At 74.0% G+C, this 25,981-nt stretch carries 22 protein-coding genes; 13 read left to right on the plus strand and 9 right to left on the minus strand.

Annotated elements, in window-relative coordinates:
- Window positions 1–61: 61 nt before the first annotated feature.
- Window positions 62–709 carry a GNAT family N-acetyltransferase gene (locus tag ACYVGT_RS04190; RefSeq protein ID WP_460855046.1) on the minus strand — a complete coding sequence of 216 codons (648 nt, stop codon included), beginning with the start codon at window positions 707–709 and terminating at the stop codon, window positions 62–64.
- 132 nt (window positions 710–841) lie between these two features.
- Between ACYVGT_RS04190 and ACYVGT_RS04195 the strand changes: the two genes are divergently transcribed.
- The gene (locus ACYVGT_RS04195) at window positions 842–1,357 is read left to right on the plus strand and encodes a hypothetical protein (RefSeq protein ID WP_460855047.1); all 516 of its coding nucleotides are present in this window, start codon (window positions 842–844) and stop codon (window positions 1,355–1,357) included.
- Here ACYVGT_RS04195 and ACYVGT_RS04200 read toward each other — a convergent pair.
- The 3 genes from ACYVGT_RS04200 to ACYVGT_RS04210 all read right to left on the minus strand — a co-directional run bounded on the left by ACYVGT_RS04200 (window position 1,279) and on the right by ACYVGT_RS04210 (window position 4,937).
- A complete protein-coding gene (locus ACYVGT_RS04200; protein WP_460855048.1) occupies window positions 1,279–2,160 on the minus strand; it encodes a S1 family peptidase in 882 nt (293 codons plus the stop codon). The two genes, ACYVGT_RS04195 and ACYVGT_RS04200, sit on opposite strands and share 79 nt — an antisense overlap.
- 112 nt (window positions 2,161–2,272) lie before the next feature.
- The gene (locus tag ACYVGT_RS04205) at window positions 2,273–2,971 is read right to left on the minus strand and encodes a class I SAM-dependent DNA methyltransferase (RefSeq protein WP_460855049.1); all 699 of its coding nucleotides are present in this window, start codon (window positions 2,969–2,971) and stop codon (window positions 2,273–2,275) included.
- Between the two features lie 46 nt (window positions 2,972–3,017).
- A complete protein-coding gene (locus ACYVGT_RS04210) occupies window positions 3,018–4,937 on the minus strand; it encodes an endonuclease/exonuclease/phosphatase family protein (protein ID WP_460855050.1) in 1,920 nt (639 codons plus the stop codon).
- Between the two features lie 203 nt (window positions 4,938–5,140).
- On the opposite strand from ACYVGT_RS04210, the gene ACYVGT_RS04215 reads away from it, so the two are divergent.
- The gene (locus tag ACYVGT_RS04215; RefSeq protein WP_460855051.1) at window positions 5,141–5,812 is read left to right on the plus strand and encodes a DUF1707 SHOCT-like domain-containing protein; all 672 of its coding nucleotides are present in this window, start codon (window positions 5,141–5,143) and stop codon (window positions 5,810–5,812) included.
- Between the two features lie 475 nt (window positions 5,813–6,287).
- Window positions 6,288–7,094, plus strand: a complete 807-nt coding sequence (locus ACYVGT_RS04220; protein WP_460855054.1) for a hypothetical protein — start codon at window positions 6,288–6,290, stop codon at window positions 7,092–7,094.
- Window positions 7,095–7,469: 375 nt separating this feature from the next.
- Here the strand turns inward: ACYVGT_RS04220 and ACYVGT_RS04225 are convergent, their stop codons facing one another.
- The 4 genes from ACYVGT_RS04225 to ACYVGT_RS04240 all read right to left on the minus strand — a co-directional run bounded on the left by ACYVGT_RS04225 (window position 7,470) and on the right by ACYVGT_RS04240 (window position 11,118).
- Window positions 7,470–8,102, minus strand: coding sequence for a mycothiol-dependent nitroreductase Rv2466c family protein (locus ACYVGT_RS04225; protein ID WP_460855056.1), 633 nt, complete (start codon window positions 8,100–8,102; stop codon window positions 7,470–7,472).
- 88 nt (window positions 8,103–8,190) lie between these two features.
- Entirely contained in the window at window positions 8,191–8,715 is a 525-nt protein-coding gene (locus ACYVGT_RS04230; RefSeq protein WP_460855057.1) for a hypothetical protein, read from the minus strand.
- Between the two features lie 143 nt (window positions 8,716–8,858).
- Entirely contained in the window at window positions 8,859–9,458 is a 600-nt protein-coding gene (locus tag ACYVGT_RS04235) for a GNAT family N-acetyltransferase (protein ID WP_460855058.1), read from the minus strand.
- 70 nt (window positions 9,459–9,528) lie between these two features.
- Window positions 9,529–11,118, minus strand: coding sequence for an OmpA family protein (locus ACYVGT_RS04240; RefSeq protein ID WP_460855059.1), 1,590 nt, complete (start codon window positions 11,116–11,118; stop codon window positions 9,529–9,531).
- Window positions 11,119–11,500: 382 nt separating this feature from the next.
- Here ACYVGT_RS04240 and ACYVGT_RS04245 point away from each other — a divergent pair, with 382 nt between their 5' ends.
- The 7 genes from ACYVGT_RS04245 (at window position 11,501) to ACYVGT_RS04275 (ending at window position 20,806) form a co-directional block, all read left to right on the plus strand.
- On the plus strand, window positions 11,501–13,048 hold the full coding sequence (locus ACYVGT_RS04245) for an OFA family MFS transporter (protein ID WP_460855132.1): 1,548 nt from the start codon (window positions 11,501–11,503) through the stop codon (window positions 13,046–13,048).
- A 175-nt stretch (window positions 13,049–13,223) separates the two neighbouring features.
- Complete coding sequence (locus ACYVGT_RS04250; RefSeq protein WP_460855060.1) at window positions 13,224–15,593, plus strand: FdhF/YdeP family oxidoreductase; 2,370 nt, start codon at window positions 13,224–13,226, stop codon at window positions 15,591–15,593.
- A gap of 282 nt (window positions 15,594–15,875) precedes the next feature.
- The gene (locus ACYVGT_RS04255; RefSeq protein ID WP_460855061.1) at window positions 15,876–16,778 is read left to right on the plus strand and encodes a DUF3592 domain-containing protein; all 903 of its coding nucleotides are present in this window, start codon (window positions 15,876–15,878) and stop codon (window positions 16,776–16,778) included.
- Between the two features lie 314 nt (window positions 16,779–17,092).
- Window positions 17,093–17,935, plus strand: coding sequence for a nitrilase-related carbon-nitrogen hydrolase (locus ACYVGT_RS04260; protein WP_460855062.1), 843 nt, complete (start codon window positions 17,093–17,095; stop codon window positions 17,933–17,935).
- A gap of 33 nt (window positions 17,936–17,968) precedes the next feature.
- Window positions 17,969–19,375 (plus strand): dihydropyrimidinase, encoded by a 1,407-nt coding sequence (gene hydA, locus ACYVGT_RS04265; protein WP_460855063.1) that lies wholly within the window; start codon window positions 17,969–17,971, stop codon window positions 19,373–19,375.
- Window positions 19,376–19,468: 93 nt separating this feature from the next.
- The gene (locus ACYVGT_RS04270) at window positions 19,469–20,494 is read left to right on the plus strand and encodes a TIGR03842 family LLM class F420-dependent oxidoreductase (protein ID WP_460855066.1); all 1,026 of its coding nucleotides are present in this window, start codon (window positions 19,469–19,471) and stop codon (window positions 20,492–20,494) included.
- Window positions 20,495–20,587: 93 nt separating this feature from the next.
- The gene (locus ACYVGT_RS04275) at window positions 20,588–20,806 is read left to right on the plus strand and encodes an EF-hand domain-containing protein (protein ID WP_460855068.1); all 219 of its coding nucleotides are present in this window, start codon (window positions 20,588–20,590) and stop codon (window positions 20,804–20,806) included.
- Between the two features lie 105 nt (window positions 20,807–20,911).
- On the opposite strand, the gene ACYVGT_RS04280 is transcribed toward ACYVGT_RS04275, so the two are convergent.
- Window positions 20,912–21,460: a hypothetical protein gene (locus ACYVGT_RS04280; RefSeq protein WP_460855069.1), complete on the minus strand. Its 549-nt coding sequence runs from the start codon at window positions 21,458–21,460 to the stop codon at window positions 20,912–20,914.
- Window positions 21,461–22,091: 631 nt separating this feature from the next.
- On the opposite strand from ACYVGT_RS04280, the gene ACYVGT_RS04285 reads away from it, so the two are divergent.
- From ACYVGT_RS04285 to ACYVGT_RS04295, 3 genes are all read left to right on the plus strand, one after another.
- Window positions 22,092–22,742 (plus strand): response regulator transcription factor, encoded by a 651-nt coding sequence (locus ACYVGT_RS04285; RefSeq protein WP_460855070.1) that lies wholly within the window; start codon window positions 22,092–22,094, stop codon window positions 22,740–22,742.
- 274 nt (window positions 22,743–23,016) lie between these two features.
- Complete coding sequence (locus tag ACYVGT_RS04290) at window positions 23,017–24,327, plus strand: outer membrane protein assembly factor BamB family protein (RefSeq protein ID WP_460855071.1); 1,311 nt, start codon at window positions 23,017–23,019, stop codon at window positions 24,325–24,327.
- Between the two features lie 113 nt (window positions 24,328–24,440).
- Complete coding sequence (locus tag ACYVGT_RS04295; RefSeq protein ID WP_460855072.1) at window positions 24,441–25,976, plus strand: SDR family NAD(P)-dependent oxidoreductase; 1,536 nt, start codon at window positions 24,441–24,443, stop codon at window positions 25,974–25,976.
- The last annotated feature ends 5 nt before the right edge of the window (window positions 25,977–25,981 follow it).

Below are 25,981 nucleotides of genomic sequence, written 5' to 3' on the forward strand. Positions count from 1 at the left end.
ACGGCCCTGCGCGGCCAGAACCCTGCGTGGCCAGAATCCTGCTCCGCCCTCGGCGTGCAGGTCAGGGTTCCCAGACGAGGGTCTGCTGGTGGACGCGGCGGCCTCGGAAGCGCACTCCGGGGACCGGAGGCGTGCGGCCGTGTGTGCGGAAGCCCAGGTGGGTGAAGAATCCGACGGCGCGGTCGTTCTCGACGAGGGTCTGGGCGTAGCCGCCGGCGCCGCGGTCGCGCAGGGCGCCCTGCCACGCACGGACGAGCGCGCCGCCGGCCCCGGTGCCGCGGGCTTCGGGGGCGAGGTTGATGTGCAGGTGGCCGGGCCAGCGCGGGTCGTCGAGCTCGCCGGCGGAAGGGAGCCGGCGCAGTGCAGCTCCCGCGGCATCGGCGGCGCTGCGGGCGAAGAACGCCAGCGGCCGCGCCCGGAGCATGAGCCGGTGGCGGCGGATCGCGTCGGCCATCCGCTGGTCCTCCGGTGGCAGGGCGGCGGGGGCGGCGGCCCCGACGAGGTAGCCGACCGGAGCGCCGTCGGCCCGGACCGCGACGAAGCACGTCTCCGGCGAGTGGTCGAGGTAGGGCGTGAGGTAGATGTCGGCCTCCGACGCCGGGTGGCCCCACAGCGACTCGGTCGGCGCGCCCTCGCCGACGCGCGGGGACAGCGCGAGGAGGCCGGCGCGGTCCCCTGCGCGGTAGGGGCGGGTCTCCATGGGCGCCATGGTGTCCTCCTCGGCAGGCTCATTTTCTGTGTACATAATAAACGGTTTGTCGGGTCCGCTCTCCCCCGCTGAGAGCCGTGGCTCCCTCGCCCGGGGGAGGAGTACTGCCCGCCGGCCGCGGAGACTGGCTGCATGAACGCTTCCGCTGCCCCCGCGCCCGCCCGCAGCCACGGTGACCGCAGCGCCGCGCTCACGCGCGTTGCAGGCTGGACCGCCGCCGCCCACTGGCTCCTCTACACCGCAGAGAAGGTGTATCTGGCCTCCACCGGCACGATCGGCATGGTGGGCTCACCCGCCGGCCCCGACGCGTACGCCGAGATCCCCGATGCCGCCGCCGCTCAGCTGGGAAACGCGGCCATGGGGGCGGTGGCCGCGGCCGTCGTACTGCTCGCCCTCTCCCCCGTCGGCCCCCGCCTCCCGCGCTTCCTGCTGCTGCCCGCGCTGTGGGCGGTCACGGCGGTCACGGCTGCAGCGGTGGCACTGGTGGCCTCGCACGGCAACCTGCCGCACACAGCGGTGTCGGCAGTGGGGCTGGCGGGCAGCGCAGTGTTCGCCTACGCGCTGACACGTCACCCGCTCCGTAGCGGCAACGCGCCGGCGATGACCCTGTCGACCTCGCCGGCGAAGGCGGAGACCCGGGTGAAGTAGTCCGGGCTGCCCGGGTGGGCGCTGGGCGACCACGCGGCCACACCGGCCAGCGCGCCGTCCACGACCAGCGGCGATCCGCTGTCCGTCGCCCGCACCGGGACGGCGTCTCCATCCGCGCCGGCGCAGAGGTAGGCGCCCGCCGCGTAGCGGGTGCCGTGCAGCGCGGGGAGCACGAACCGAACCGAGTCCGCGGCGCGCCGGACGCACTCGCGCTCGGAGAGCAGGGTGGCGGAGGTCTGCCAGAGGACCGGATCGTCCTGCGGCGAGATCCGCCATCCGAGCAGCTGCCCGATCTCCCCTTCGGGAACGGGCGCACCCGCGGCAGCCATCGGCAGCGGTTCGGCGTCCAGCGGCTCGTCCAGGACGACGACCCCGATGTCGTCGGGGGCGGTCTCCACCGCCGTGGCCAGTCCCGCCAGCGCGAAAGGCGGCTCGAACCCCGCGAAGCCGGGCGCCGTCCACAGCTCGGCGGCTGCGACCGTGCGCCCCTCGCCGGTCCGCAGATCGGTGCGGCCGGCGACGACGGCGACCTCGTCCGGTTCCCGCACCGCGATGCAGTGGCCGGCGGTCACCACCGCCTGCGGATGTACGAGCGTCCCCACGCACCCCTTCTCCGAGGGGGTGCCGCGCCGGGCCTGCGGATAGCTGACCGCCACCAGCCAGGGGTGGTCGGCGGTCGCCGCGGGGCCCGCGGTCGGCTTTGCGGGCGGCTGCCCGCGCGTGTACTCCCACGCGATACCGCACGCATAGGCGGCCACCGCCAGGCCGAGCACTGCCGCCACTCCGGCGCCGATCCTCCGCATTCCACCCCTCCTGTCCGATACCAACCTGCTTACCGGAGGCGGGCGCGGCGGCACCGGCCATTCGGGCAGAACAGCAGGAACCCTGCGCGCCAGCGAAAGCAGGCGCGGAGCGTCAGGGCCGCGCGGGCGGAGCGTCCGTGCCGGCGGAGCCGGGTTCTGCGGAGCGGCGGGCGAAGAGGACGGCTTGGGGCGTGCGCTCGTGCGGGTGGGCGGGCCGCTGGCGGCGTTCCGTCTCGGCGAAGCCCGCCGCGGTGAGGAGGGCGGCGATCCGGTCGGGCTCCCACCGGTGGAAGTCGACGTCCATGCGGTGTCCGAACGCCTGGTCCAGGCGGAGCGCCCCGTCGCCCACCTGGAATGCCAGCAGGAGCGCCCCACCGGGGCGCAGCACCCGGTGGAATTCGGCGAACACCGCGGCCATCCGCTCCGGCGGGGTGTGGATGACCGAGTACCAGGCCACGATGCCGGCGAACGCGCGGTCGCCGTCGGGCAGCGCGTCCATAGAGCCGGTGTCGAAGCGGAGTCCGGGGTTTCTGGCGCGGGCAACGCGCACCATCTCCGGCGACAGGTCCGTGCCCCGCACGTCTGCCCCCAGGGCGTGCAGGTGGGCGGTGGTCCATCCGGGTCCGCAGCCGGCGTCCAGTACCGGGCCGCCGGTGCCGTCGCCAGAGCCGACCGCCGCTGGCACGCTCTGCGCGAAGTCGCGCAGCGCCGCATGCTCCCACTCCTGGCCGGCGAACTCGGCGGCGAAGTGCTCCGCGTAGGAGTCGGCGATGGCGTCGTAGGCGCGGCGTGCGGCGGCGAGGTGGTCCATGGCGCGCAGCCTAGGGGGCCTGTCGGACAGTGCGCCGGCGGGGCGGTCAACCGCCCTCGCGGACGAAGGTCGCCGCGATGGGCCGGTGGTCGGAGAGCGGGAGGTCCGGCGCGGCGGTATCGGCGGGCCGCAGACCGGGGGTCGCGAGCAGGTGGTCGATCTGCAGGGGGTCGCCGCCGCCGGTGGCGAGGGTGTTCACCGGCCGGTCGCCGGCGAAGGCGTCGGCGAGCCCGGTGCCGGTGAGGGCCGACCAGGCCGGACCGCCGGGCTCCAGGTTGAGGTCGCCGCCGAGGATGACGGGGCCCTCCTTCTGCGCGTCCTCCACGATGCGGGTGAGCGCCAGCAGCTGCGCGGTGTCGGCCGCGCTGTCCGCCGCGAACCCGTCGGCGGGCTGCAGGTGGGTGGCGATGGCGGTGACCGCGGTGCCGTCCCAGTCGAGTTCGGCGGCCAGCGCCTGCGCCCCCGTCGGCCCGGCGCTCGGCAGCGCGTGGCTTTCGGTGCGGGTGACCGGGAGCGACGTGAGGAGCGCGTCGCCCCACAGCGGCCCGTCCGCGGGTGCCCAGACGGCGGCCATCCCCAGTTGGCGCTCCATGGTCCGGAGCCCGTCGTGCCCGCCGTTGAGCGCCCATCCGCGGTCCAGTTCGGACAGGAAGACGACGTGGGGGTCGAGGGAGCGGACCGCGTCGGCCTGCGCCCCGGCGGAGTAGCGGCCGTCCAGGGCGAAGCCCATGCGGACGTTGTACGCGGCAACGCGCAGGCCCGCTGCGCCGGCCTGCTCGGGCGCGGCTGCAGGGGGCGGCGCGGCCGGCGCCGGCAGAACGGCTACGGCGGCCGCACCCGCCGCAAGCGCAGCCGCCGCGACCCCTCCCACGACCCTCGCCGGCAGCGCGGGGTCCCGCTTGAGGGACCGCACCCGCGGCACACCGGCGAGGGCGCACACGGCGAGCAGGCCCGCCGCGGCGAACGGCACGGGCGCATTGGAGAAGTGCAGGTCGTAGGCGGCGTAGAAGGCGAACATGAGGACGGGGAACAGCAGCACACCGCCGAGCGCCCCCGCCCCGGAGCGCAGCGGGCCCGCCGCCCGGCCGCTCCCCTGCACGGCCCAACCCGCGCACGCGGCAACCGCGAAGTGCCCCGCGACCTGCGCTGCGACCGCCCAGCCGGGAAGCACGTCGCGCATCCCCGCGGCGTCGGACGGAGCCAGCACGAAGGCTGCGGCCGCAGCGAGCACAGCGGCCGACGGAACTGCGGGATGGCCGGTCCACTGCGGGCGCTCGGCGAGCAGCACGGCGAGCACGGCCGCACCGCACACTGCGGCAGCCGCGGCCGGGTGCGGTTCGGCCACTCCGGTGACGGCGGTGTTCGCGGTGAACAGCGCCGGCAGGAAGAGCAGCGGGCCGAGGGCGAACCAGCCGGAGCCCGCACGCGCACCGCGCGCAGAGCGCGCGCCGGGACGGCCCGCCTCTGCGCGCGCGGCCCAGGACGCTGCGAGGAACACCGCCGCATACACGGCGGCAGTTCCCACCGCGGCGATTCCGCCGCGCCAGATCGGATCCACGGTATGCAGCAGCGTCTGCTGGACGGCCGTGACCGCGATACCCGCGGTGACACCGCTGACCACCGCACGGCTCTCCGCAGTGGCACAGAGCGCGACCAGCCACGCAGCGGCGAGGGCCACCGCCGCGGCCGATCCGTAGAGCTGCGCCGCTCCGCCGCCTGCCGCAGCCAGGGCGAGCGCCGCCGCGGCCGCAGCGCCGGCCGATCCGAGGACCGCGGTGCGCGGCGCCCGGCCGACCAGCGGCAGAACGGCGGCCGGCACCAGGAACACGGCCAGGGCGAACGCGCCCATGAAGAGCGGGTCGGTCTCTCCGGCACGCCCGAAGAGCGTGGTCAGCGAGGGGAAGAAGACACGGCAGGCCGCCAGGAGCAGGACGGTTCCGAAGGCTGCGGCGACGCGCACGCGCATGGGGGCTCCGCAATGGGGGGGACGGGGCATCAGACATGAATATTCTTCACTCTTTGGGCTCGGTGGGACAAGGCGTGCAGCCGCCGGGCGGCCGCCGGCACCGGTGCCGGCGGGCTGGAACACGTCCGCTTCCGGCCGCGGAACCTTCGCGGGAGCGCCGGTACGCCCCTCGCGCAAGCCGGGCGATCCGCAAGAATCGATGCATGGCCGACACACCGCAGGACCGGCGTGCGCTGCGCGCCTCGGACGCCGACCGCGACGCTGTCGCCCAGAACCTGCGCGAGGCGCTCGCCGAGGGCCGCCTCACCCCCGACGAGCACGGCGACCGCCTCGATGCCGTATACGCGGCGAAGACCATGGGCGAGCTCGAGCCGCTCACCGCGGACCTCCCCGCGGCCGGCGCCCCCGCGCTGGCTGTCCGCTCCGACTCCGTGCAGCCGTTCTCTTCACCGCGTCCGCCCTATGCCGGCGAGCGCGTGGTGGACGGAGCGCCCACCAGCCGGTTCGCGATCGCGGTGATGGGCGGGGCGGACCGCAGCGGGCACTGGGTGGTGCCGCCGAGCCACGTCTCGTTCACGGTGTGGGGCGGCGTCAACCTGGACCTGCGGGAGGCCCGGTTCACCGCCCGCGAGACCACGGTCTGGATCTACGCGCTGATGGGCGGCGGCGGAGTCACCGTCCCCGATGACATCCACGTCCGCGTGCACGGATTCGCCTTCATGGGCGGCTTCGGCGGCAGCGGCGACACCGCGGCCACCGTGCCGCCGGACGCCCCTGTCGTGCACATCCGCGGCATCGCCCTCATGGGCGGCGTCGGAGTCCGCCGCCGCCCCCGCAGCCACCAGAGGCGCACCGAGGACGACGGCGAGGACTGATCCGGGCGCCGCGCTCCGCCGCTAGCGGGAATCCGCGCCGTCCGGCAGCGCTACCGTCCGCGGGCTGCCGCACGAGGAGTCACGCCGGCGATCGTGAAACCCCGCCCGCCTGACCGCGGCGGCGCAGCCACCGCCGCGAAGGCCTCCCCTCGGCACGCGGCTCGGACGGGGCTCAGCGGGTGCCCCCGAACCCGGCGCCGGGGAGCGGACCGCGCGCTCCGGTCCGGACGAGGAAGCGCCCACGGGCCTGCTGGTGCCAACGGGCATCCTCCTGGGGGCAGAGGACCTCGAACCGGACTCTTGACGGCCTCCCAGCGGAGCTTCCACCCCCGAGTCCGCGGCACCACCGTCCTGCGGCACTGGTGCGGCCGCAGGGGGCAGCCCCGGGTCGGGAACCCGCGCTCCGGGTCGGGCGTCTCACCCGCCCGAGGCGGATCCGCCGCCGGCGGGCCATCCCCCGAGAAGGAGCACTCCGATGACGCTGAAGCCCATCACCCTCCTGACCGCCGCCGGAGCGGCCGTCGTCCTCGCCGCCAGCGGGTGCGGCATGCTCCCCGGCGGCGGATCCGCCTCGGGCGGCGGCGAGAGCACCGGCGGCGGCGACAGCGGCGAGGCGGCGCTGGACCCGGTGGCGATCGTGGAGAAGGCGGTGAACGGCGCCTCCGACGCCGACACCTATACCGCCACCATGACGATGTCGGGCAGTATCGAGGGCGCCTCGATGGACACCACCTCCGACATCCAGTACACGGCGGACCCCGAGCCCACCGTGAAGATGGAGACCATGGGCGAGGCCGCCGGCGAGTCGACCCTGATGATGCGCGGCTCGGAGGCGCTGCTGCTGGACCCCGGCAGCGGTGACTGGCTGCGGTTCGGCCCTTCCAATCCACGGTTCGACGTCGCGGCCCAGAACCCGTTGGCGGAAGTGGAGAAGCTGCTGGCGGCGGAGGGTGTCGAGGAGGCCGGGGAAGAGGAGGTCTCCGGGGAGGCGACCACGCATTACACCGGGTCGTTCACGGCGGAGGAGGCCGCGGCGGAGATCGGGGACGAGGAGCTGGCCGAGCTGGCGCGGGAGACCTACGCGCAGCTGGGCGTCGAGAGTGTCGACTTCGAAATCTGGGTGGACGGCGACGGGCTGCCGCGGAAGGTGACGCACTCGGCGGGGGATGCGGTGACGACTGTGCTGGAGTTCGAGGCGTTCAACGAGCCGGTCGACATCAGCTACCCGTCGGACGACGAGATCACCGACTTCGACCGGATGATGGAGGACATGGGGGCCTGAGTCAGCGCCTCCAGCGAGCCATCCGGCAGAGGCGGGCACCCGGGGGCCGGCCTCTGTGTATGTACGGCATCGGTAGCGCGGTGCCGGGCCGTTAGCCGTGGGCGACGCCCTCGAAGGACGGGAACTGTCCGAAGGTGATGTCGACGGTGGGAACTTCCGGAACGAAGGCCAGGGCGTAGTACTCCTGGGTGTCGCCGGCGTCCATGTTCCCATACCGCGCGGTCGCCGAGCAGGCGCAGCCGGTCTTGGGGATGCTCCCGTCGCGGTCCGGCTCCGATGGTGCCGGCGGCGGCGCGGTGGGGCGACCGTGGCGGCGCTTCGGTTCGGTGGGCCTGCTCGCGGCGCGGGGGTGTCTGTTCCGGACCGGGGGCTGGGTCAGCCGGCGGTGATCTTGAGTTCGCGGAAGCCCGGGGTGGCGGCGGTGGCGAGGACGGCGTCCCAGAGGCGGCCGGCGTCCTCGCCGTCCGGTGGGGCGTCGAGCACGGGGCCGAAGAAGGCTGTGGTCCCGCGGTCGGCGGTGCGGGCGGCGATGACCGGCGACCCGGCGTCGCCGGGAGCCAGGGTGCGCGCCTGGCGGTGCGAGGCGCGCAGTGCGCGGCCGGCCGGGTCGTCGGCGCCGATGCCGGTGGGACCGCTGGCTCCGCTGCCGCCCGCGTCGGCGGTCTCCGGCGGCAGCCCGGCGGCCTCGAGCGCCGCGCGGAGGTCGCCGATCCAGTCGCCGCCGCTGCGCTCGGTGTCGGCCCACAGGGCGTTGTGGAAGCGGTGCAGGGCCTCGGAGCCGTGCTCGGCACGGATGAGCGCGGCGATACGGGCGGGGATGAGGAGGTAGCCCTCGGGGTCGCCTTCCGGGTCCTCGGCCAGGCCGGCGTTGAGCAGGGTGAGGCTCATGACCTCCCAGGTGGGGGCGAATCCGCGCGCCTGCCCCGCGGCGGCGAGCCAGCGGGCGGTGATCCTGCTCAGCGGGCAGGAGGGATCGAACCACATTGTGACCGCGGTGCCGTCGACCATGGGGCGATCCTAAGGGAGCGGGCGGCTCCGGGAGGAGAGGTGCGGCAGCGGGTCTGGCGCCGGATCCGGCCGGGCGTGCCGCCGGCGGTCAGTTGGGCTCCAGGCGGCCGTTCTCAATGGTCAGCTGCGCCTGCGGGCCCTGTTCGCCGCATCCGGGGCCGTTGGGCTCGACCATTTCGGGGCGGACCGCAGCAGTCTCGTCGAAGACCTCCGCTCCGTCATCGGCGGTCAGCACCACCCGGACGTCGACCTGCTGGGTGGGCAGCCCGTCGAACTGGGCTTTGCCGCGCATCCCCCCGGTGGGTTCGGACCGGGCCGAGCAGGATCCGCCGTCGCAGCCCTCGTCGACGGTGCGCGTCTCGTCGGAGAGCTCCAGGTCCTCGGTGGTGCAGTCGCCGCCGTCGCAGACCTCGACTGTTCCACTGCGCACGTCCTCCGCGTCGCCGGGCGCGATCTCCACCGCGACCATCTCCGGGGCGCCGATCGCGGTGCACGGCTTCCCAGGGCCGGCACCGGGTTCGCCCCCGGCTCCGCACCCTGCCGCCCCCAGCAGCGGAACCCCTGCCAGCAGCAAGGCCGCCGACACCCCGATGGCGTACAGCCTGCTCCCCATCGCCGTTCCTCCTCGCCGGTCGCTGTCGCCGGTTGCCGTCGCCGGATTGGACGCAGCCGGCGGAGCCCGCGCTCCGGATGTTCCGCAAGGCGCGCGCAGACGCGGGCAGCGGGGGCAGCAGCGGCTGCGGTCTTCCCGGCCCGCTAGCGCACGAGCTCCTCGGCGAGCAGGTCCATGAGCAGCCCGTCGTGGAACGCGCCGTCGGGTCCGCGCTCGTAGGAACGCATCACCCCGACGGGCCGGAAGCCGACCTTCGTGTAGCAGCGGATGGCCGCGGTGTTGCCGGCCGCGGGGTCGATGGTGATGCGGTGGTGGCCGCGGCCGTCGATCAGGTAGGCGGCTGCGGTGCGCACCGCGTCCTCGCCCAGCCCGCGCCCGTGGAGCGAGGGGTCGAGGTAGATGTCGATGCCGGCGTGCCGGTAGGCCGGATCCGTCTCCTCGTGCCAGTGCAGGGCACCGGCGACGCGCCCTCGGCGGACGATCGCGAGGACATGCGAGGCGGGGTCACCGACCTCCGCGCGGACGACCTGTTCGAGCCGGCCGGGGTCGGCTGGCCCCCAAACGGCGTGGACTTCAGGCGTGGCGCGCACTGCGGCGAGCGCCGGGATATCGCCGGCCGCGGCGGTCCGCAGCAGGACGTGCGCGCCGCGGAGCACAGGGGTATCGCCGTCCGGGCCGCTGCCCTGCGCGGGCGCCGTGCCGTGTGCTGGCCCTGCTCGGGCCCCGGTGTGCTCTGGCGTCATGGGCCGAAGCTATCCCGCGCCCCGCGCCGCCTCCAGGGGATTTCCCAGGGCGGCGCGGGGCGGTGGGGCGCTACCGGACGGGCACGTCGAGCTCGCCTTCGCCGAAGGAGCCGGTGTGCAGCACGAACGACTCCCCCGGTTCTTCCGGCGCGGGGAAGTAGGCGATGGCGCGGTAGGCGGCGCCGGGAGCGAGCTCGTAGAGCGGCTCGGCGAGCGGGCCGTACTCCTCCTCGTGGACCGCCTGGGCCGGGTAGCGGACCGTGCCTTCACCGTCGGTCAGGCGCAGGGCGCCGAGCGAGTCGTCGGCGAAGCGGAGCGGCGCGCCGGCGTCGGAGCCGAATTCGGGGACCGCGGGCTCGTCGCCCTCGTTGGTGAGGGTGACGGTGGCGGCGAGGAACGCGCCGTCCTGCACGAGCGGCTGGACGTCCATCCGGACACCGCCCTCGGTCTGGGTTGCGGCCGGCTCGGGCTCCTCCACGATGAACGGGGCGGGGTCGCCCGTGTGCAGTTCGGCGGACTCAAGGCCCTGCTCGCCGTCCCCGCCGCCGCCCTCTTCCCCGGGCGCACCGGCCCGCGAACCGCGGTCGGTGGAGACGGCGTAGGTGATCTCGACGCGGCGGTTTGCGGCGCGGGCCTCGTCGTCCCCGGACCCGCCCTCCTCGGCGACCGGCTCCTCGGCGCCGCGGCCGGACACGTCGAGCTCGGTGCCGCCGAGCTCCTTCTCCAGCTGCTCGGCGACCGCCTCCGCGCGGTCCTCGGAGAGCTGCTGGTTGTAGTCGTCGTCCCCGGTGCCGTCGGTGTGGCCGGTCACGGCGACCGGGGTGTCGCCGTCGGCGCGGCGCGATCCGATGGTCGCGGCGGCTTCGGCGACGGTGGCGCCGGAGCCCTCGACCGGCTCGGCCTCGTCGTGGTCGAACATGACGTCGGAGTGCAGCGAGATGGTCTCGGTGTCCCCGGTGCGCGAGGTGGACGCCTCTTCGGTCTCGACGACGCCTTCGACCGGGTAGACGCCCTCCTCGGCACCGGATTCGGGCGCCTCTTCATCGAAGACGACGGGCGTTCCGTCCGGCGGCGGGTCGTCTTCGCTGAACTCCTCGTAGTTGGGGTCGGGGACGGGAATCTCCTCGGCGTCGGACACGGGGATGCCGGTCATGGCGCCGGTGCCGAAGCCGGCGAAGGTGACCTGCTCGGCGCCGTCTTCCAGGCGCGGATAGTAGATGCGCAGCGTGTGCGGCACATCCGTCCAGCCGAACCGGAGCATCCCGCCGCCGGGCAGGCTGGTGCCGTACACGTCGCCGCCGGGTGACTCCAGCGGCTCGTACGCGCGGCGTCCCTCAGCGTCGACCAGGACGGGGAAGTTCTGCTCGGCGGTCCCCTCGGGCACCGCGTCGCCGAGGGCGGTGACCTCGAGGTCGACCGCGGTGGCGTCGGGGCCGCGGGTGAGGCCGGTGACGGCGACCTGGACGTCGACGGCCTCGCCGGCTGCGCCGGCGAGGGCGCCTTCGCGGACGAACGGGAACTCGGTGCTGGTGGCGGGGTCGGCCGCGCCCTCCCCGTCGCCGCCTCCCCCGCTGCCTGCGGTATCGCCGCCGCCTGAGCAGCCGGTGAGCAGGACGGCTGCAGCGAGGGTTGCTGCGGCGGTGCGGGGACCGTGGGGCATGGGTCTCTCCCTCGATGACGGGTCAGGTCCGGGGTCCGACGTGCGGCGGCCGGAATCGCGTTCCCCGGCCCGCAGCGCCTGGCCGCATCCGGTCGCGCCCCCGCTGCGCTCCGTAACCCGGCGGGCCGATGCCGCACTTCGCGGCGGGGTCCGCCCGGCGCTGGGGGCGGAGGGGCCCCCGGGGAGCACGGTCCGGCTGGGGCGGGCGGGGCGGGTGCCGATCCCAGCGGCAGGCGGCAATTCCCGTGACAACCCCTTCACGGCGCGTTGTGGCACGTGCCATGATGGGCGGCGCTCGACGGTATGCGGTATGCGGTGTTGACAGGGAGCCGTCTCGGGGGCGCGGCCGCGACGTGGAAGCCGAGGTGGTCGGGTGTCGGCGTTGAGCGTGCTGGACCGGGAGCGGTCGGTCGCCCCGTGGAACTACAGCCGGTGGCTGATCCCGCCGGCGGCACTGGCGGTGCACCTGTCCATCGGGCAGGCATACGCCACGAGCGTCTACAAGAACTCGCTCGTGGCGCACTTCGGCACCGGCCAGACCGAGATCGGGATCATCTTCTCCATCGCCATCGTGATGCTGGGGCTGTCCGCCGCGGTCGGCGGAACCTGGGTGGAGCGGGCGGGCCCGCGCAAGGCGATGCTGGTGTCCGCGCTGTTCTGGAGCGCGGGCTTCTTCGTGAGCGCCGTCGGGATCGCGCTCGGGCAGCTGTGGCTGGTGTATGCGGGCTACGGCGTCCTGGGCGGGATCGGCCTGGGCATCGGCTACATCAGCCCGGTGTCGACGCTGATCAAGTGGTTTCCGGACCGCCCCGGCCTGGCCACCGGCATGGCGATCATGGGGTTCGGCGGCGGCGCGCTGATCGCGACGCCGCTCTCGGACGAGCTGATGCAGCTCTACGACCCCTCCTACGACTCCGGTGCGGCCGGCTCGGTGGCGTCCGGCGGCGCGCTGGTCGGCCTGTTCGCCACGCTCGGCGCCGGCTACCTGCTGCTGATGCTGATGGGCGTCCTGCTGATCCGCGTGCCCCCGGAGGGGTGGGCGCCCCCCGGATACAATCCGGCGGCCGCCGCGCGCGCCCCGATGGTCACGTCGGCGAGCGTGTCCGCCGCCAACGCGGTAAGGACACCGCAGTTCTGGCTCCTGTGGACGGTGCTGTTCACCAACGTCACGGCCGGCATCGGCATCCTGGAGCAGGCGAGCCCGCTGATCCAGGACTTCTTCCGCGAGGACGGGGTGACGCCGGTGACGGCGGTCGCCGCGGGCGGCTTCGTCGGCATGCTCTCGCTGTTCAACATGGGCGGCCGCTTCATCTGGTCGACCACCTCGGACTACATCGGCCGGAAGCCGATGTACATGGTCTATCTGGGCGTCGGCGCGGTGCTGTACACGGTGATGGCGACGGCGGGCGGCACCTCGATGCTGCTGTTCACCGCCACGGCCTGCATCATCCTGTCCTTCTACGGCGGCGGCTTCTCCACGGTGCCCGCCTACCTGCGGGACCTGTTCGGCACCTTCCAGGTCGGCGCGATCCACGGGCGGCTGCTGACCGCGTGGTCGGCGGCCGGGATCGCCGGCCCGCTGATCGTCAACACGTTCCTCGACTCCCAGGGCGAGCCGGGGACGCTGACCCAGGACGCCTACCACGCACCGCTGTTCACGATGGTGGGCCTGCTCGTCGTCGGGTTCATCGCGAACCTGCTGATCCGGCCGGTCAGCCGGCGCTTCCACGAGCCCGAGCCTCCGGCGGCCGCGCCGGGCGCGGCCGGGGGCTCCGGTGCAGCGGCCGGGGCACCGGCCGCGGAGCGCACCACCACGCCGCTGCCCGGCCGCCGGGTGTGGCTCACGCTCTCGTGGGGCGTGGTGACGGTCCTCCTCGGCTACGCCGTGGTCCGCATCCTGATGACGGCGGCGCTGCTCTTCGCCAGCTGACGCCGGCGCGCCCTGCCGCCGGCCGCCCTTGACCGCCCACTGGCCGAAAACTGGCGTGTCGGTGGTCATCAGGGCGGCCGGCGGTGGTGAGGTCTCCTGCAGCGGGCGCGCGGCGCCGCACCGGCGGCGCCGCGCCTGCACGGTGCAGGCACCCCGCACGGGGCGAGGAGGCGGTATGGCCGACGGGAAGAGCACGGCGCGCAGGACAGACGGGCAGACGGGCGGGGCGGAGCACGACGGCCTGAGCGCGGGCGCGCCGGGCGAGCCGGCGGCGGGGCGCGGCCCCGGCGGCGGCGTCCCGGAGCAGCAGGACTACGACCATCCCACGGCCGGATGGGGTGCGGCGCGCAGCGTGGGCAGCGTCATCGCGGGCACCCGCGAGCCGGTGGAGGGCGTGCGCGCCACGCTGCGGATGAACCACGAGAACAAGGGGTTCGACTGCCCGGGCTGCGCGTGGCCGGACGACCGCAAGGGCCTGCACCTCGACATCTGCGAGAACGGCATCAAGCACGTCACCTGGGAGATGACGGCCAAGCGGGTGGGCAAGGAGTTCTTCGCCCAGCACACCGTGAGCGAGCTCGCCGAGTGGTCCGACTACGCGCTGGAGGCGCAGGGCCGGCTGGTCGGCCCGCTGCGCTACGACGCGGCGACCGACACCTACCGGCCCATCGCCTGGGAGGACGCCTTCGCGCTGATCGGCGAGCGGCTGCGCGGCCTCGACTCGCCCGACCGGGCCGCGTTCTACACCTCCGGCCGACTCAGCAACGAGGGCTCCTTCCTCTACCAGCTGATGGCGCGGGCTCTGGGCACCAACAACCTGCCCGACTGCTCCAACATGTGCCACGAGGCGAGCGGCCGGGCGCTGACGGCGTCGATCGGCACCGGCAAGGGCACGGTCATGCTGGACGACTGGGACCAGGCCGAGGCGATCTTCGTGCTGGGCGCGAACGCGGCCTCGAACGCTCCGCGGATGCTGACCCGGCTCGCCGAGGGGTACCGCCGCGGCACCCGGATCGTGCACATCAACCCCCTGGTGGAGGCCGCCTCCGGGCGGACGATCGTGCCGCACGACTTCGTGGCGATGGGCACCTTCCACGCCACGCCGACCGGGTCCATGGACATCCAGCCGCGCATCGGCGGCGACATGGCGCTGATCCGCGGCACCGCGAAGGCCGTGCTGGCGCGGGCCGAATCCGACCCGAGCGCGATCGACCAGGAGTTCCTCGACCGGCACACCAGCGGCTTCGACGAGTACCGGGCCGCGGTGGCCGCCGAGGACTGGTCCGAGCTGGAGCGCCGGTCCGGCGTCAGCCGCCCCGCGATGGAGCGCCTGGCCGACATCTACCTGGGGTCGCGGCGCACCATCATCTCCTGGTGCCTGGGCATCACCCAGCAGGAGCACGGGGTGGACACGGTCCGCGAGATCATGAACCTCCTGCTGCTGCGCGGCAACATCGGCCGCGAAGGCGCCGGCCCCTGCCCGATCCGCGGGCACAGCAACGTGCAGGGCAACCGGACCTGCGGCATCGCGCACCGCCCGCCGGAGTCGCTCTCGGCCCGCCTGGAGGAGCTGTACGGGATCGACGCGCCGCGGGATCCGGGGCTGGACACCGTCTCCACGATCGAGGCCATGCTGCGCGGCGACGTGTCGGTGTTCGTCGGCATGGGCGGCAACTTCGCGCTGGCGGCGCCGGACACCGCGCGCACCGCGGCGGCGCTGCGCGGCTGCGACCTCACCGTTCACGTCAGCACCAAGCTCAACCGGAGCCACCTCGTGCACGGCAGGGACGCGCTGATCCTGCCCTGCCTGGCCCGCAGCGAGGTGGATTCGGCGGGCGGCACCAAGCAGGGCGTCACCGTCGAAGACTCGATGAGCATGGTGCACCTGTCCTACGGCATGAAGCGCCCCGCGTCGCCGCACCTGCTCTCCGAGCCCGCGATCATCTCCGGGATGGCGCGGGCGGCGCTGCCGGACAGTTCGATCCCATGGGAGCGGTACGCCCGCGACTACGATGCGGTGCGCGACGCGATGGGGCACGTGCTCGACGGGTTCGAGGACTTCAACCGGCGGGTGCGCCGGCCGCTGGGGTTCCGCATCGCCCAGCCGGCCCGCGAGCGGGTGTTCCTGACGCCGTCGGAGCGGGCCGAGTTCTCTGCGGCGCCGGTACCCGACCCGGACCCGGGCGAGGGGCGGCTGATGCTCAGCACGATGCGCTCGCACGACCAGTGGAACACCACGATCTACTCCGACAACGACCGGTACCGGGGGCTGAAGAACCTGCGCACCGCGGTCTTCATGAACGCCGACGACATGGCGGACCGCGGCTTGGACAAGTTCTCCCCGGTTGACGTCACCAGCATCGCCAAGGACGGGTCGCGGCGCACCGTCTACGGCTACAAGGCGGTCCCCTACGACATCCCGCGGGGCTGCGCGGCCGGGTACATGCCGGAGATGAACGCGCTGTGCCCCCTCGGGGACTTCAGCGCGCAGAGCGATCAGCCGCTGATGAAGCACGTGGTGGTGGAGGTGGCGCCGGCGGGCTGAGCCTCCGGGGCGGGGAACGGCTCCTCCCTCTGGTGTGGGGGACCACCCCCACGCCCCCGCAACCCGCGGCCTTCTACCGCTGCTTCCCCGGCAATAGTGCTTCCCGTAGCAGCAGGGGGCAGAGAACGGAGCGGCACGCGCGGACGTCGGATCCGCGCGTGCCGCTCGCTGCGTTGCGCTGCAGGGTGGCGCGGTACCGCCCGGCTGCGGCAGCACGCGCCCGCGGCGGTACTCTGCTCGCGCCGCTGTCCCCTTCCTCCCGCTACGCCCCCGAGGAGACCGATGTTCGGGCTCGACACCGAAGCGACGATCGCTCTCGCCGTCCTCGGCGGCGCCGTGCTGTTCAACCTGGCCAAGATGGCCTGGAAGGCCTACCGCAAGTCCCGCCGGGCGCAGGGGCCCGAAGTGGAGGCGGTGGTGGAGGCCGTGCTCCCCTTCGAGCCGCCGCAGAGCACGCAGCACCCCTTCGTGCTGCGCTACGCCGCTCCGTCCGGCCACGAGTACCGGGAGCGGTTCGACCGGGGGTTCGAGGGCGTGGTCCCGGCGGAGGGATGGCGGGTGAAGGTGCGGTACGCGCCGGACGACCCCGCCAACGCCGAGATCACCGAGAACCCCTATCTGCACCCGATCCCCGGCGCGCCGCCCGCGCAGCGCCCGAGCCGCGCGGTACCCGTGGCGATGCGCGTCGGCGCCCTGGCCGGGGTGGCCGCGTTCGCGTTCATCTTCGTTGCGGACCGGACCGGCGCCGCCGACCCGCTGCTGCCGATGGGCCTGTTCTTCATCGTGATCGCGTCGACGATCCTGGTGGCGGCCGTCGCCTCGTGGCGGTCGCAGCGGGGCGTACGCGAGGGCGAGTACGCGGTGGGGACCGTGCGCCACTCGTGGACGGAGCGCCGGCGCCGCAGGCGCGACAACCACGTCAGGGTCACCATCGTGAACGCCTACTCGGTCGAGTACGCGGTCGCGGACGGGCGGCGGATCCTCCGGCGCGCGCCGGAGGCGTCCAGCCACGTCCGGTACCAGCCCGGGCAGCAGGTCCACGTCTACTACGACCCGTCGTCTCCGTGGACGTTCTCCCCGCACAGGCCCGGCGGCGGATCGTCGGCCGGCGCGATGGTCGGTATCGGCCTCTCGGTGCTCTTCATCGCGGTGGGCACCGTGTTGGTCGCGTTCGGGCTCTCCTGACCCGCGCCTGCTGAACGTGCGCGCCGCGCCCGGAGGAGCCGCGCGGACGTTCCGAGCATCGGCCCCCATTCCCCACTATTCCGACCGCACTCCACCGTTGATCCTCCGCAATCCCGCACCGAATTCCAGCCGAAACCAGAACTCCACCAGCAGCCCCACGCGCCCCTCCATGCGCAAAAACCGGAAGGGCGCTCTGGTTCGTCCACAGGAATGGCGCGGGGGATTGACCGGAACGGCGGCTGATCCCTAGGTTCGTCGACACGCGCACCCGCTCGCCGAGGAGCGGGCACCGCCGCGAGGAGCCGAGGAGGACCATGTCCGCCACCGTCCGAGCAGCACTCGTCCAGACCGAATGGCCCGGCGACACGGAGTCCGCGCTCGCGGCGCACGAGCGCTACGCGCGCGACGCCGCAGCCCAGGGAGCCCGGATCATCGGGTTCCAGGAGGTCTTCAACGCGCCCTACTTCTGCCAGGTCCAGGACGAGGAGCACTACCACTGGGCCGAGCCGGTGCCGGACGGGCCCACCGTCGCCCGGTTCTCCGCGCTCGCCGCGGAACTGGGAATGGTCATGGTACTGCCCGTCTTCGAAGTGGACGGCTCCGGCTTCTACTACAATACCGCGGCCGTGGTCGATGCGGACGGCAGCTATCTCGGGAAATACCGCAAACACCATCTTCCGCAGCTGAAAGGGTTCTGGGAGAAGTTCTATTTCCGCCCCGGGAACCTGGGCTGGCCGGTTTTCGACACCGCGGTCGGGCGGGTCGGCGTCTACATCTGCTACGACCGGCACTTCCCGGAGGGCTGGCGCGCCCTGGGGCTGGCCGGTGCGCAGATCGTCTACAACCCCTCGGCCACCAGCCGCGGGCTCTCGTCGTACCTGTGGAAGCTGGAGCAGCCCGCTGCTGCGGTCGCCAACGAGTACTTCGTGGCGGCGATCAACCGGGTCGGCACCGAGCCCTACGGCGACAACGACTTCTACGGCACCAGCTACTTCGCGGACCCCCGCGGCCAGTTCGTGGGCGCCCCCGCCTCCGACACCAAGGCGGAGCTGGTGGTGCGCGACCTCGACCTCGGCCTGATCGACGAGGTGCGGCACCAGTGGGCCTTCTACCGCGACCGCCGGCCGGACGCCTACGGCCCGCTGACGGAAGCCTGAGCCGCCCGTACCGATCCGCGCAAGGAGCTGGACGTGCAGAGAACCCGCATTGCAGGCGGCCTGGTGGTGACCGAGTCAGGGACTGCCGAGGCCGACGTTCTGATCGAGGGCGAGCAGGTGGCCGCCGTCGCCGCACGCGGCAGCGAGGCCGCCCAGACCTGGGCGCGCAGCGGTGCCGACACCATCGACGCCGCCGGGCACTACGTCATCCCGGGCGGCGTCGACGCCCACACCCACATGGAGATGCCGTTCGGCGGCACCTACGCCTCCGACACGTTCGAGACCGGCACGCGCGCGGCGGCGTGGGGCGGCACCACCACCATCGTCGACTTCGCGATCCAGCCCATGGGCGGCTCGGTCCGAGAAGGGGTGGACGCCTGGCACGCCAAGGCGGAGGGCGCCTGCGCCGTCGACTACGGGTTCCACGCCATCCTCTCCGACGTCACCGAGGACTCCCTCAAGGAGCTCGACGCGCTGGTCGGCGAGGGCATCACGTCGTTCAAGATGTTCATGGCCTACCCCGGCGTGTTCTACAGCGACGACGGCAAGATCCTGCGGGCCATGCAGCGCGCGGCGGACAACGGCGGCCTCGTCATGATGCACGCCGAGAACGGCATCGCGATCGACGTGCTCGTGGAGCAGGCACTGGCCGCGGGCCGCACCGATCCGCGGATGCACGGCGAGGTGCGCCGGGAGCTGCTGGAGTCGGAGGCGGTGCACCGCGCGATCCAGCTGTCCCGGGTGGCCGGCTGCCCGCTGTACGTCGTGCACGTCTCAGCCGAGCAGGCCGTGGACGAGCTGGTGCGCGCCCGCGACCTGGGGCTGCCGGTCTTCGCCGAGACCTGCCCGCAGTACCTCTTCCTGACGGTGGACGAGCTCGCCCGCCCCGGCTTCGAGGGCGCCAAGTACGTGTGCTCGACGCCGCTGCGCCCGCAGGAGCACCAGGCGGCGCTCTGGCGCGGGCTGCGCACCGGCGACCTCTCCGTGGTCTCCACCGATCACTGCCCGTTCTGCTTCACCGGGCAGAAGGACCTGGGCACCGGCGACTTCTCCAAGATCCCGAACGGCATGCCGGGCGTGGAGAACCGGATGGACCTCCTGCACCAGGCCGTGCTGGACGGCCGGATCAGCCTGCGCAAGTGGATCGAGATCGCCTGCGCCGCCCCGGCGCGCATGTTCGGGCTCTATCCGCGCAAGGGCACGGTGGCGCCCGGCGCAGACGCCGACCTGGTGGTCTACGACCCCTCGGCCGAGCAGGTGATCTCCGCCGAGACGCACCACATGAACGTCGACTACTCGGCCTATGAGGGCAAGCGCGTCACCGGGAGGGCCCGGACAGTGCTGTCCCGCGGCCGGGTCGTGGTGGACGGCGGCGCCTACGTCGGCTCGGCCGGCCAGGGGTGCTTCGTTGAGCGCTCCACGTGCGGCTTCCTGGAGTAGTCAGCGCCGGGGCGGCGACCGCCCCTGGTGCGGCGCGCGGACGGCGCCGACGCGGCCGGGGCGTTCCCGGCACCGAGCGATGGAGGGGCCCGGGTGGACTACGGACTCGTACTGCAGACCGACCCGCCGGCGTCGGCGCTGGTGGAGCGGATGCGCCGCGCGGAGGACGGCGGCTTCAGCCACGGATGGACGTTCGACTCCTGCGTGCTGTGGCAGGAGCCGTTCACCGTGTTCGGCCGCATCCTGGACGCGACCGAGCGGATGCACGTCGGCACGATGGTCACCAATCCCAGCACCCGCACCTGGGAGGTGACGGCGTCGTCGTTCGCGACGCTCAACGACATGTACGGCAACCGGACGGTGTGCGGCATCGGCCGCGGCGACTCGGCGGTCCGGGTTGCCGGGCGCCAGCCGGCGACGCTGGCGCGGCTGGAGCAGGCGGTGACGGCGATCCGCGACCTCGCCGCGGGGCGCGAGGCCGATGTCGAGGGGGCCGCGCTCCGCTTCCCGTGGGTGGACGGCGGGCACCTGCCGGTATGGGTCGCCGCCTACGGGCCGAAGGCCCTGGCGATGGCGGGCCGCTGCGCCGACGGCCTCATCCTGCAGCTCGCCGACCCGGACCTGGTGGGCTGGATGGCCGGCGCCGCCCGCTCGGCGGCGGCCGATGCGGGTCGCGACCCGGCCGAGCTGTCGGTGTGCGTCGCCGCCCCCGCCTACGTCACCGGCAAGGGCACCGGGGCCGGGTCCGAGGAGGAGCTGGCGCACGCCCGCGAGCAGTGCCGCTGGTTCGGCGGGATGGTCGGCAACCACGTGGCCGACCTGGTCGCGCGGTACGGCGCGAAATCAGACGCGGTGCCCGAGGAGCTCACCGCCTACATCAAGGACCGGGAGGGCTACGACTACGGCCACCACGGCCGCGCCGGCAACCCCGACACCGCGTTCGTCCCGGACGCCATCGTCGACCGGTTCTGCCTGATCGGCCCGCCAGAGGCCCAGCTGGACAAGCTGGCCACCCTGCGCGACCGCGGCGCCGACCAGTTCGCCATCTACGCCATGCACGACGCCATCGACTCCACCATCGACGCCTACGCCCGCGACGTGATCCCGGCCGGCGTCTGACCGGCCGCCGGGAACCGCGCGGCCCCCGGCGGCGTCGGACCCGCCGAGCGGCCCGACGCCGCCGCACCGCGCCACCACCGGAGAGCGAGACCCATGCCGAACACCGAGGCCTACGCCGCCACCTTCGCCCTCGTCGACACCGACGGCAGCGGCCGGATCAGCCCGGCCGAACTCGTCAGCCTGATGGAGGCCCTCGGCGAACCCTGCACCCCCGCCCGCGCCCAGGAGGCCGTCGCCGCCATGGACAGCGACGGCGACAACCGCATCACCCTCCCCGAGTTCGCCCGGTACATGGAGCAGACCAAGCCCTGACCCCCCGGCCCTGCGGGGGCGGCGGGGATGCACGGCAGGCACCCCAGTACTCCCCGCCTCCCCCGCGCTCACCGCGCATGCCCGCGGTAACGGGCCCGCAGCGGGTCAGCCGCAGGGGACGTCGGTGTAGGCGAAGAGGGGCATCTCGTGCCACTGCTCGCCCTCCTGGTAGCAGACGCGCCCCGGCTTCCAGTCGTCATCCGTAGCATGTCCCCACAGCTCGTCCGGCGTCGTGTAGACGACCATCGGAACCGGGCGGCCGCCTTCAGAGCGGGGTGCGTCCGGGAACCGGACCGTGAACGGGGCCGGCGCGCCGCCGGCCTCTGCCTTGGCGAGGGCCCCCTCATCCGCGGCCGGCACGGGCTCGGGCGGGTCGTCGCCAATCTCCTCCGGGCTCTCCGCAACACCGCCGGCGGGCTGCACGGAGAGGTCGTCGCTGTGCAGCACGTACCCGCCGGTGTCGCCGCGATAGGCTGCCTCACCCTGTACTTCGAGTACGTCTCCATCGTGAACGGCGCTGTGGAAAGTCAGTGTGAAGCGCGGCTCCCACCCTTCCTGCTCTTCCCCCGCCCCTTCCTGGACCGCGTTGGGCACATCCCCGGCTCCGTCGGTCGGCTCCGCGCGGGTAGCGAGTTCGACGGTGTCGGGCGCCACCGCTTCCGTTTTGACCGCCCGCACCTCAAAGTCGGCGTTCCCGACCGGTCCGCCTTCGGTTGGCTCGGAAGCCGACGGGCTCTCCGCCCCGGCCGGCTCTTCTCCGCCGCTATCACCGCTGCCCGCCGCGCATCCTCCGGCGAGCAGGACTACGCACAGCGCGGCCGTTTGTCCGATGCGCCTCTGGACTCCTATCACCGTGGATCCCCACCCTTTCGGTAGCGGGCGCGCACCCGGGGTACGCGGTCCGCAGAGCGTCCCGCGAGCGCCCCGGGGAACCGCCTCCTCGGGGAGGGCTCGGGAGACCGGACGCGAAGTAGGACGCCGGCACTGAGCGGAACGGTTCCTCCTGCGGCCCATCGCGCCGCTGTGCAACCCCGCCCGGCAGCCGAACGCCCTGAGTGAGGCCGGTTCCGGCCAGGGTGGGGGGTGGTATAGAGGCGGACATTCCGGGGCAGAGTATTCGCAACACCCGCCACGCGGGGCCGACAGGACCCCAGGACCCCCCGACCTATCCCCTGACGCGTCCGGCTGAGGCCGACGGGACGCGGCCGCCCAGGTCAACTGCGGAGAGTAGCGAAACCGAACGCCAGCGACTCTGCACCCGAGCGATGACCAGGAGAGCCCATCGATGACCCCCTCCTCCTCCCCCACCGTCCTCATCGCCGACGACAACCTCGTCATGCGTGCGGGACTGGCGCACCAGCTGCAGCGCGCGGCGGAGCTCTCCGTCGTGGAGAGCGGCTCGGCCGCTGAAGCAGTGAAAGCCGCCGGTGAGGCACACCCCGATGCCGTGCTCGTCGACGCCCGCGTGATCCGCAACGGCGAGCCCGGCACGGTGCGGGAGCTGGCCGCAGCGGCCCCCGTGGTCGTCCTCGCGTTCAGCGGCGACGCCGCCGTCGCATCCGACTGCGTCGCCCAGGGCGCGCTGGCCTCGCTGCGCTACGGCGAGTTCACACCGCCCGAGCTGGCCGAGGTGGTGACCGCCCTGGCCCGGCCGGAGGGGCCGCCCGCCACGGCCGAGGAGATCGCCGGCCTGGTGGGCCGCGCCGGGCCCGCCACCGCCGCCGCGCTGCGCACCGAGAGCGGGCTGACCGAGCGCGAGGCCCAGGTGCTGCGGATGGTCGCCGGCGGCATGTCGAACGCGATGATCGCCGACCACCTGGTGGTGTCGGAGAAGACCGTGAAGAACCACATCAACCACATCTACGCCAAGCTCCACGTGCGCAACCGCGCCGAAGCGGTGGAGCTGTGGCGGTCGGCCTCCTCGGCCCTGGTGTAGCCGGGCAGTCGCGGCGCACCGCCCTCGCCGGGTGTCCGCCGCTGCGGCGGCCGGGGCCCGGTGCGGGGCCGCGCCGCCGCACCCGGCCAGTGCCCCGGCATTCCCGACGCTCTGCAGCCCGCCCCGCTCCCGCCCGGCCCGGGTGCCGTCCCGCTCCGGCCGCCTGTCCGGCGTCCGTCCCGCGCAACGGGGGGACTTGTGCACACGGAGTGGCGGTTCTTCTCTAGAGTGGGGGTTTTCCGCCCACGTCCGGCTCTGAAGGTGTCCGCCCCCGATGACCGCTCCGCCCCGACGACGACCGATCGGCGCCGCCGCAGCGGTCGTGCTGGCACTGGCCGCCGGGTGCGCGCCGGACGGCGGCACGGCCGAGCAGCAGGGCGCCCGCGACGAGGTCTACGATCCCCCCACCGAGTTCGACGCCGAGGCCGGCGTCCCCATCGACCTGGGTGAGCACCACGGGACCGGCATGCCGGCGTTCGACGCCGGCACGGTCTTCGTCGCCGACGCCGAGGGCGTGCACGCGCGCGACGGGCTGCGCGAGCAGGAGGAGTGGAGCGTCGAGGTGTCGCGGATGGCGCGCGGTGTCCGCCCGGACGCGGCCGCCGTCACCGAGCTGGACGGGCGCACCGCGGTCGTTGCGGCCTTCTCCACGATCGCTGGGGAGGGGGGCGCGGCGCACCGGATCGAGGTGGTCGCCGTGGACGCCGACAGCGGCGAGGAGCTGTGGCGGGCCGAGGAGCCGGTCGACGGCCCCGCGCCCGACCCGGCCGACGTGCAGGCGATCGGCGCCGGCGGCGGGTCCGTCGTCGTCTCCTACGGCGGGACCTACGCCTTCTCCGCCGCGGACGGTGCACTGCTCTGGAGTGACCCGGAGCTGAGGCCGGCCGCGGTGGAGAGCGGCGCCGTCGTGGGCTGGAGCACCGGGGAGGGCAGCGCCGCCCCCGGCGCCCTGCTCGCCCGGGACGCCGGCGACGGCGCGGAGCTGTGGGAGCTGTGGGAGGGCGCGGGCGACACGGCGCGCCCGGTCCACGCCGCGCCGCTGGACGACGGCCTGGTCCTGGTGGCCCGGCGCGACGGCAGCGGCGAAGGCACCCTCGACACGCTGGACGGGGTCTCCGAACGCGGCACGGATCCCGGCGCGGCCCCGGCGCCGACGCCGTCCGCCCGCGCCGGAACCGGTCCGGCCCCGGTGGAGTGGGCGGCGGTGGACACCGCCGACGGCACGGTCGCCTACTGGCCGGACCCGGTGGAGGACCAGTTCTGCCGCTACGACGAGCAGTCGCTGCTGGTGTGCTGGACGACGGGGTCCTCCCCGTCGGCGCAGGTGTACACGGCCGCGACCGGCGACCGGCTCTGGCGCGAAGACGGCCTGGGCGGCGGCGGGCCGATGGCGGTGCGCGGCGTCTGGCACGGCGTGGTCTACACCGACAAGGGCGTCGGCGGATCCGGCAGCGGCATCCTCAGCCTCGACTTCCAGGATGAGCTGGACCTCGATCCGCAGGTGGCGCCGGACGCGACGGACGGCATCATCGGGCTGCGCCTGCACGGCGACGGCACCCTCACCTCCTACCCTGCTGTCTCCTGAGCCGGGCTGCTGTTCACGGCGCGCCTGCCCGCCGCCCTGCTCCGCACGCGGCGCAGGCGGTGGGCGGGGGCGAATACAGTTCTCGTGGTCAGGGCGGCCGAGTGGGAGAGGGTATGGACGGGATCGATCCAGCGCGGCTGGAGGCGTGCCTGGAGGTGCTCGCCGAGGTGGACGGGCTGCCGCCGGAGCACCCCGATGCGGTGCGGGTGCAGCGGGCGACCGCGCGGCTCTTCAAGAACCTCAAGCGGCAGCGGCGCAGGGAGCGCCGTGCGGCGGTGACCGCCGCCGACGCCGCCGTCACCGCGCGCACCGCGACCGCAGCCCCCGGCCGCACGGACGACGAGACCCGCGGTGCTCCTCCGCTGCCCGGCCCCGCGCCGGCTCACGCAGCGGTGGCCGCAGGCAGCGGAGGCAGCGCGGCGGACTCAGCGGGCGCCGCCACGATCCGCACCGCCGGCCGGGACGGCGCAGCGGCCGCATCGCCCGGCACCGCCGGTGTCCTCAACCGGGCCCGGGCCTGCTATGTCTGCAAGGCGCGGTACCGCACCGTCGACGCCTTCTACCACCAGCTCTGCCCGGACTGCGCGGCCGAGAACCGGGCCCGGCGCGACGCCCGTACGGACCTCTCCGGCAAGCGCGCACTGCTGACCGGCGGCCGCGCCAAGATCGGCATGTACATCGCGCTGAGGCTGCTCCGCGACGGCGCGCACACCACCGTCACGACCCGCTTCCCCGGCGATGCCGCGCGCCGCTTCGCAGCGCTCGCCGACAGCGCCGAATGGCTGGACCGGCTCCGCATCGTCGGCGTCGACCTGCGCGACCCCGCCCAGGTGGTGCGGCTCGCCGACGAGACGGCGGCCGCGGGGCCGCTCGACATCCTGATCAACAACGCCGCGCAGACCGTGCGCCGGCCGCCGGAGTCCTACGCGCGGCTGGCCGAAGCCGAGGCCCAGCCGCCGGCGCTGCCGCCGGGCGTACAGCTCCCCGAGACCCGGATCCTCGGCGAGGCGGCCGGTGCCGGCGGTACCGCCCTGGCCGCCGGCGGAGCGCAGCCGGCGGCAGGCGCGGCGCTGACCGCGCTGGCGCTCACCGCCGGCTCGGCCGCACCGGCCCGGATCGCGGCCGGCACCGCCGTCGACGCGGGCGGACTCGTGCCCGACCTGGCACCGGTGAACAGCTGGACGCAGAGCGTGGAGCAGGTCGACCCGGTCGAGATGCTGGAAGTCCAGCTGTGCAACGTGACCGCGCCGTTCATCCTGGTGGGGCGGCTCCGGGCGGCGATGGCGGCCGCGCCGTCGCGGCGCACGCACGTCGTCAACGTCTCGGCGATGGAGGGCGTGTTCGGCCGCGGCTACAAGGGGGCGGGCCACCCGCACACGAACATGGCCAAGGCGTCGCTGAACATGCTGACGCGCACCAGCGCCCAGGAGATGCTCGCCGACGGGATCCTGATGAACGCCGTCGACACCGGCTGGATCACCGACGAGCGGCCGCATCCGGACCGGGTCCGGCTGGCCGGCTCCGGCTTCCACGCGCCGCTGGACCTGGTGGACGGAGCGGCCCGAGTCTACGACCCGATCGTGCGCGGCGAGGCCGGCGAGGACCTGTCCGGCCTGTTCCTCAAGGACTACCGGTCGGCGCCGTGGTGAGCGCC

The sequence above is a fragment of the Nocardiopsis coralliicola genome, assembly GCF_054779695.1.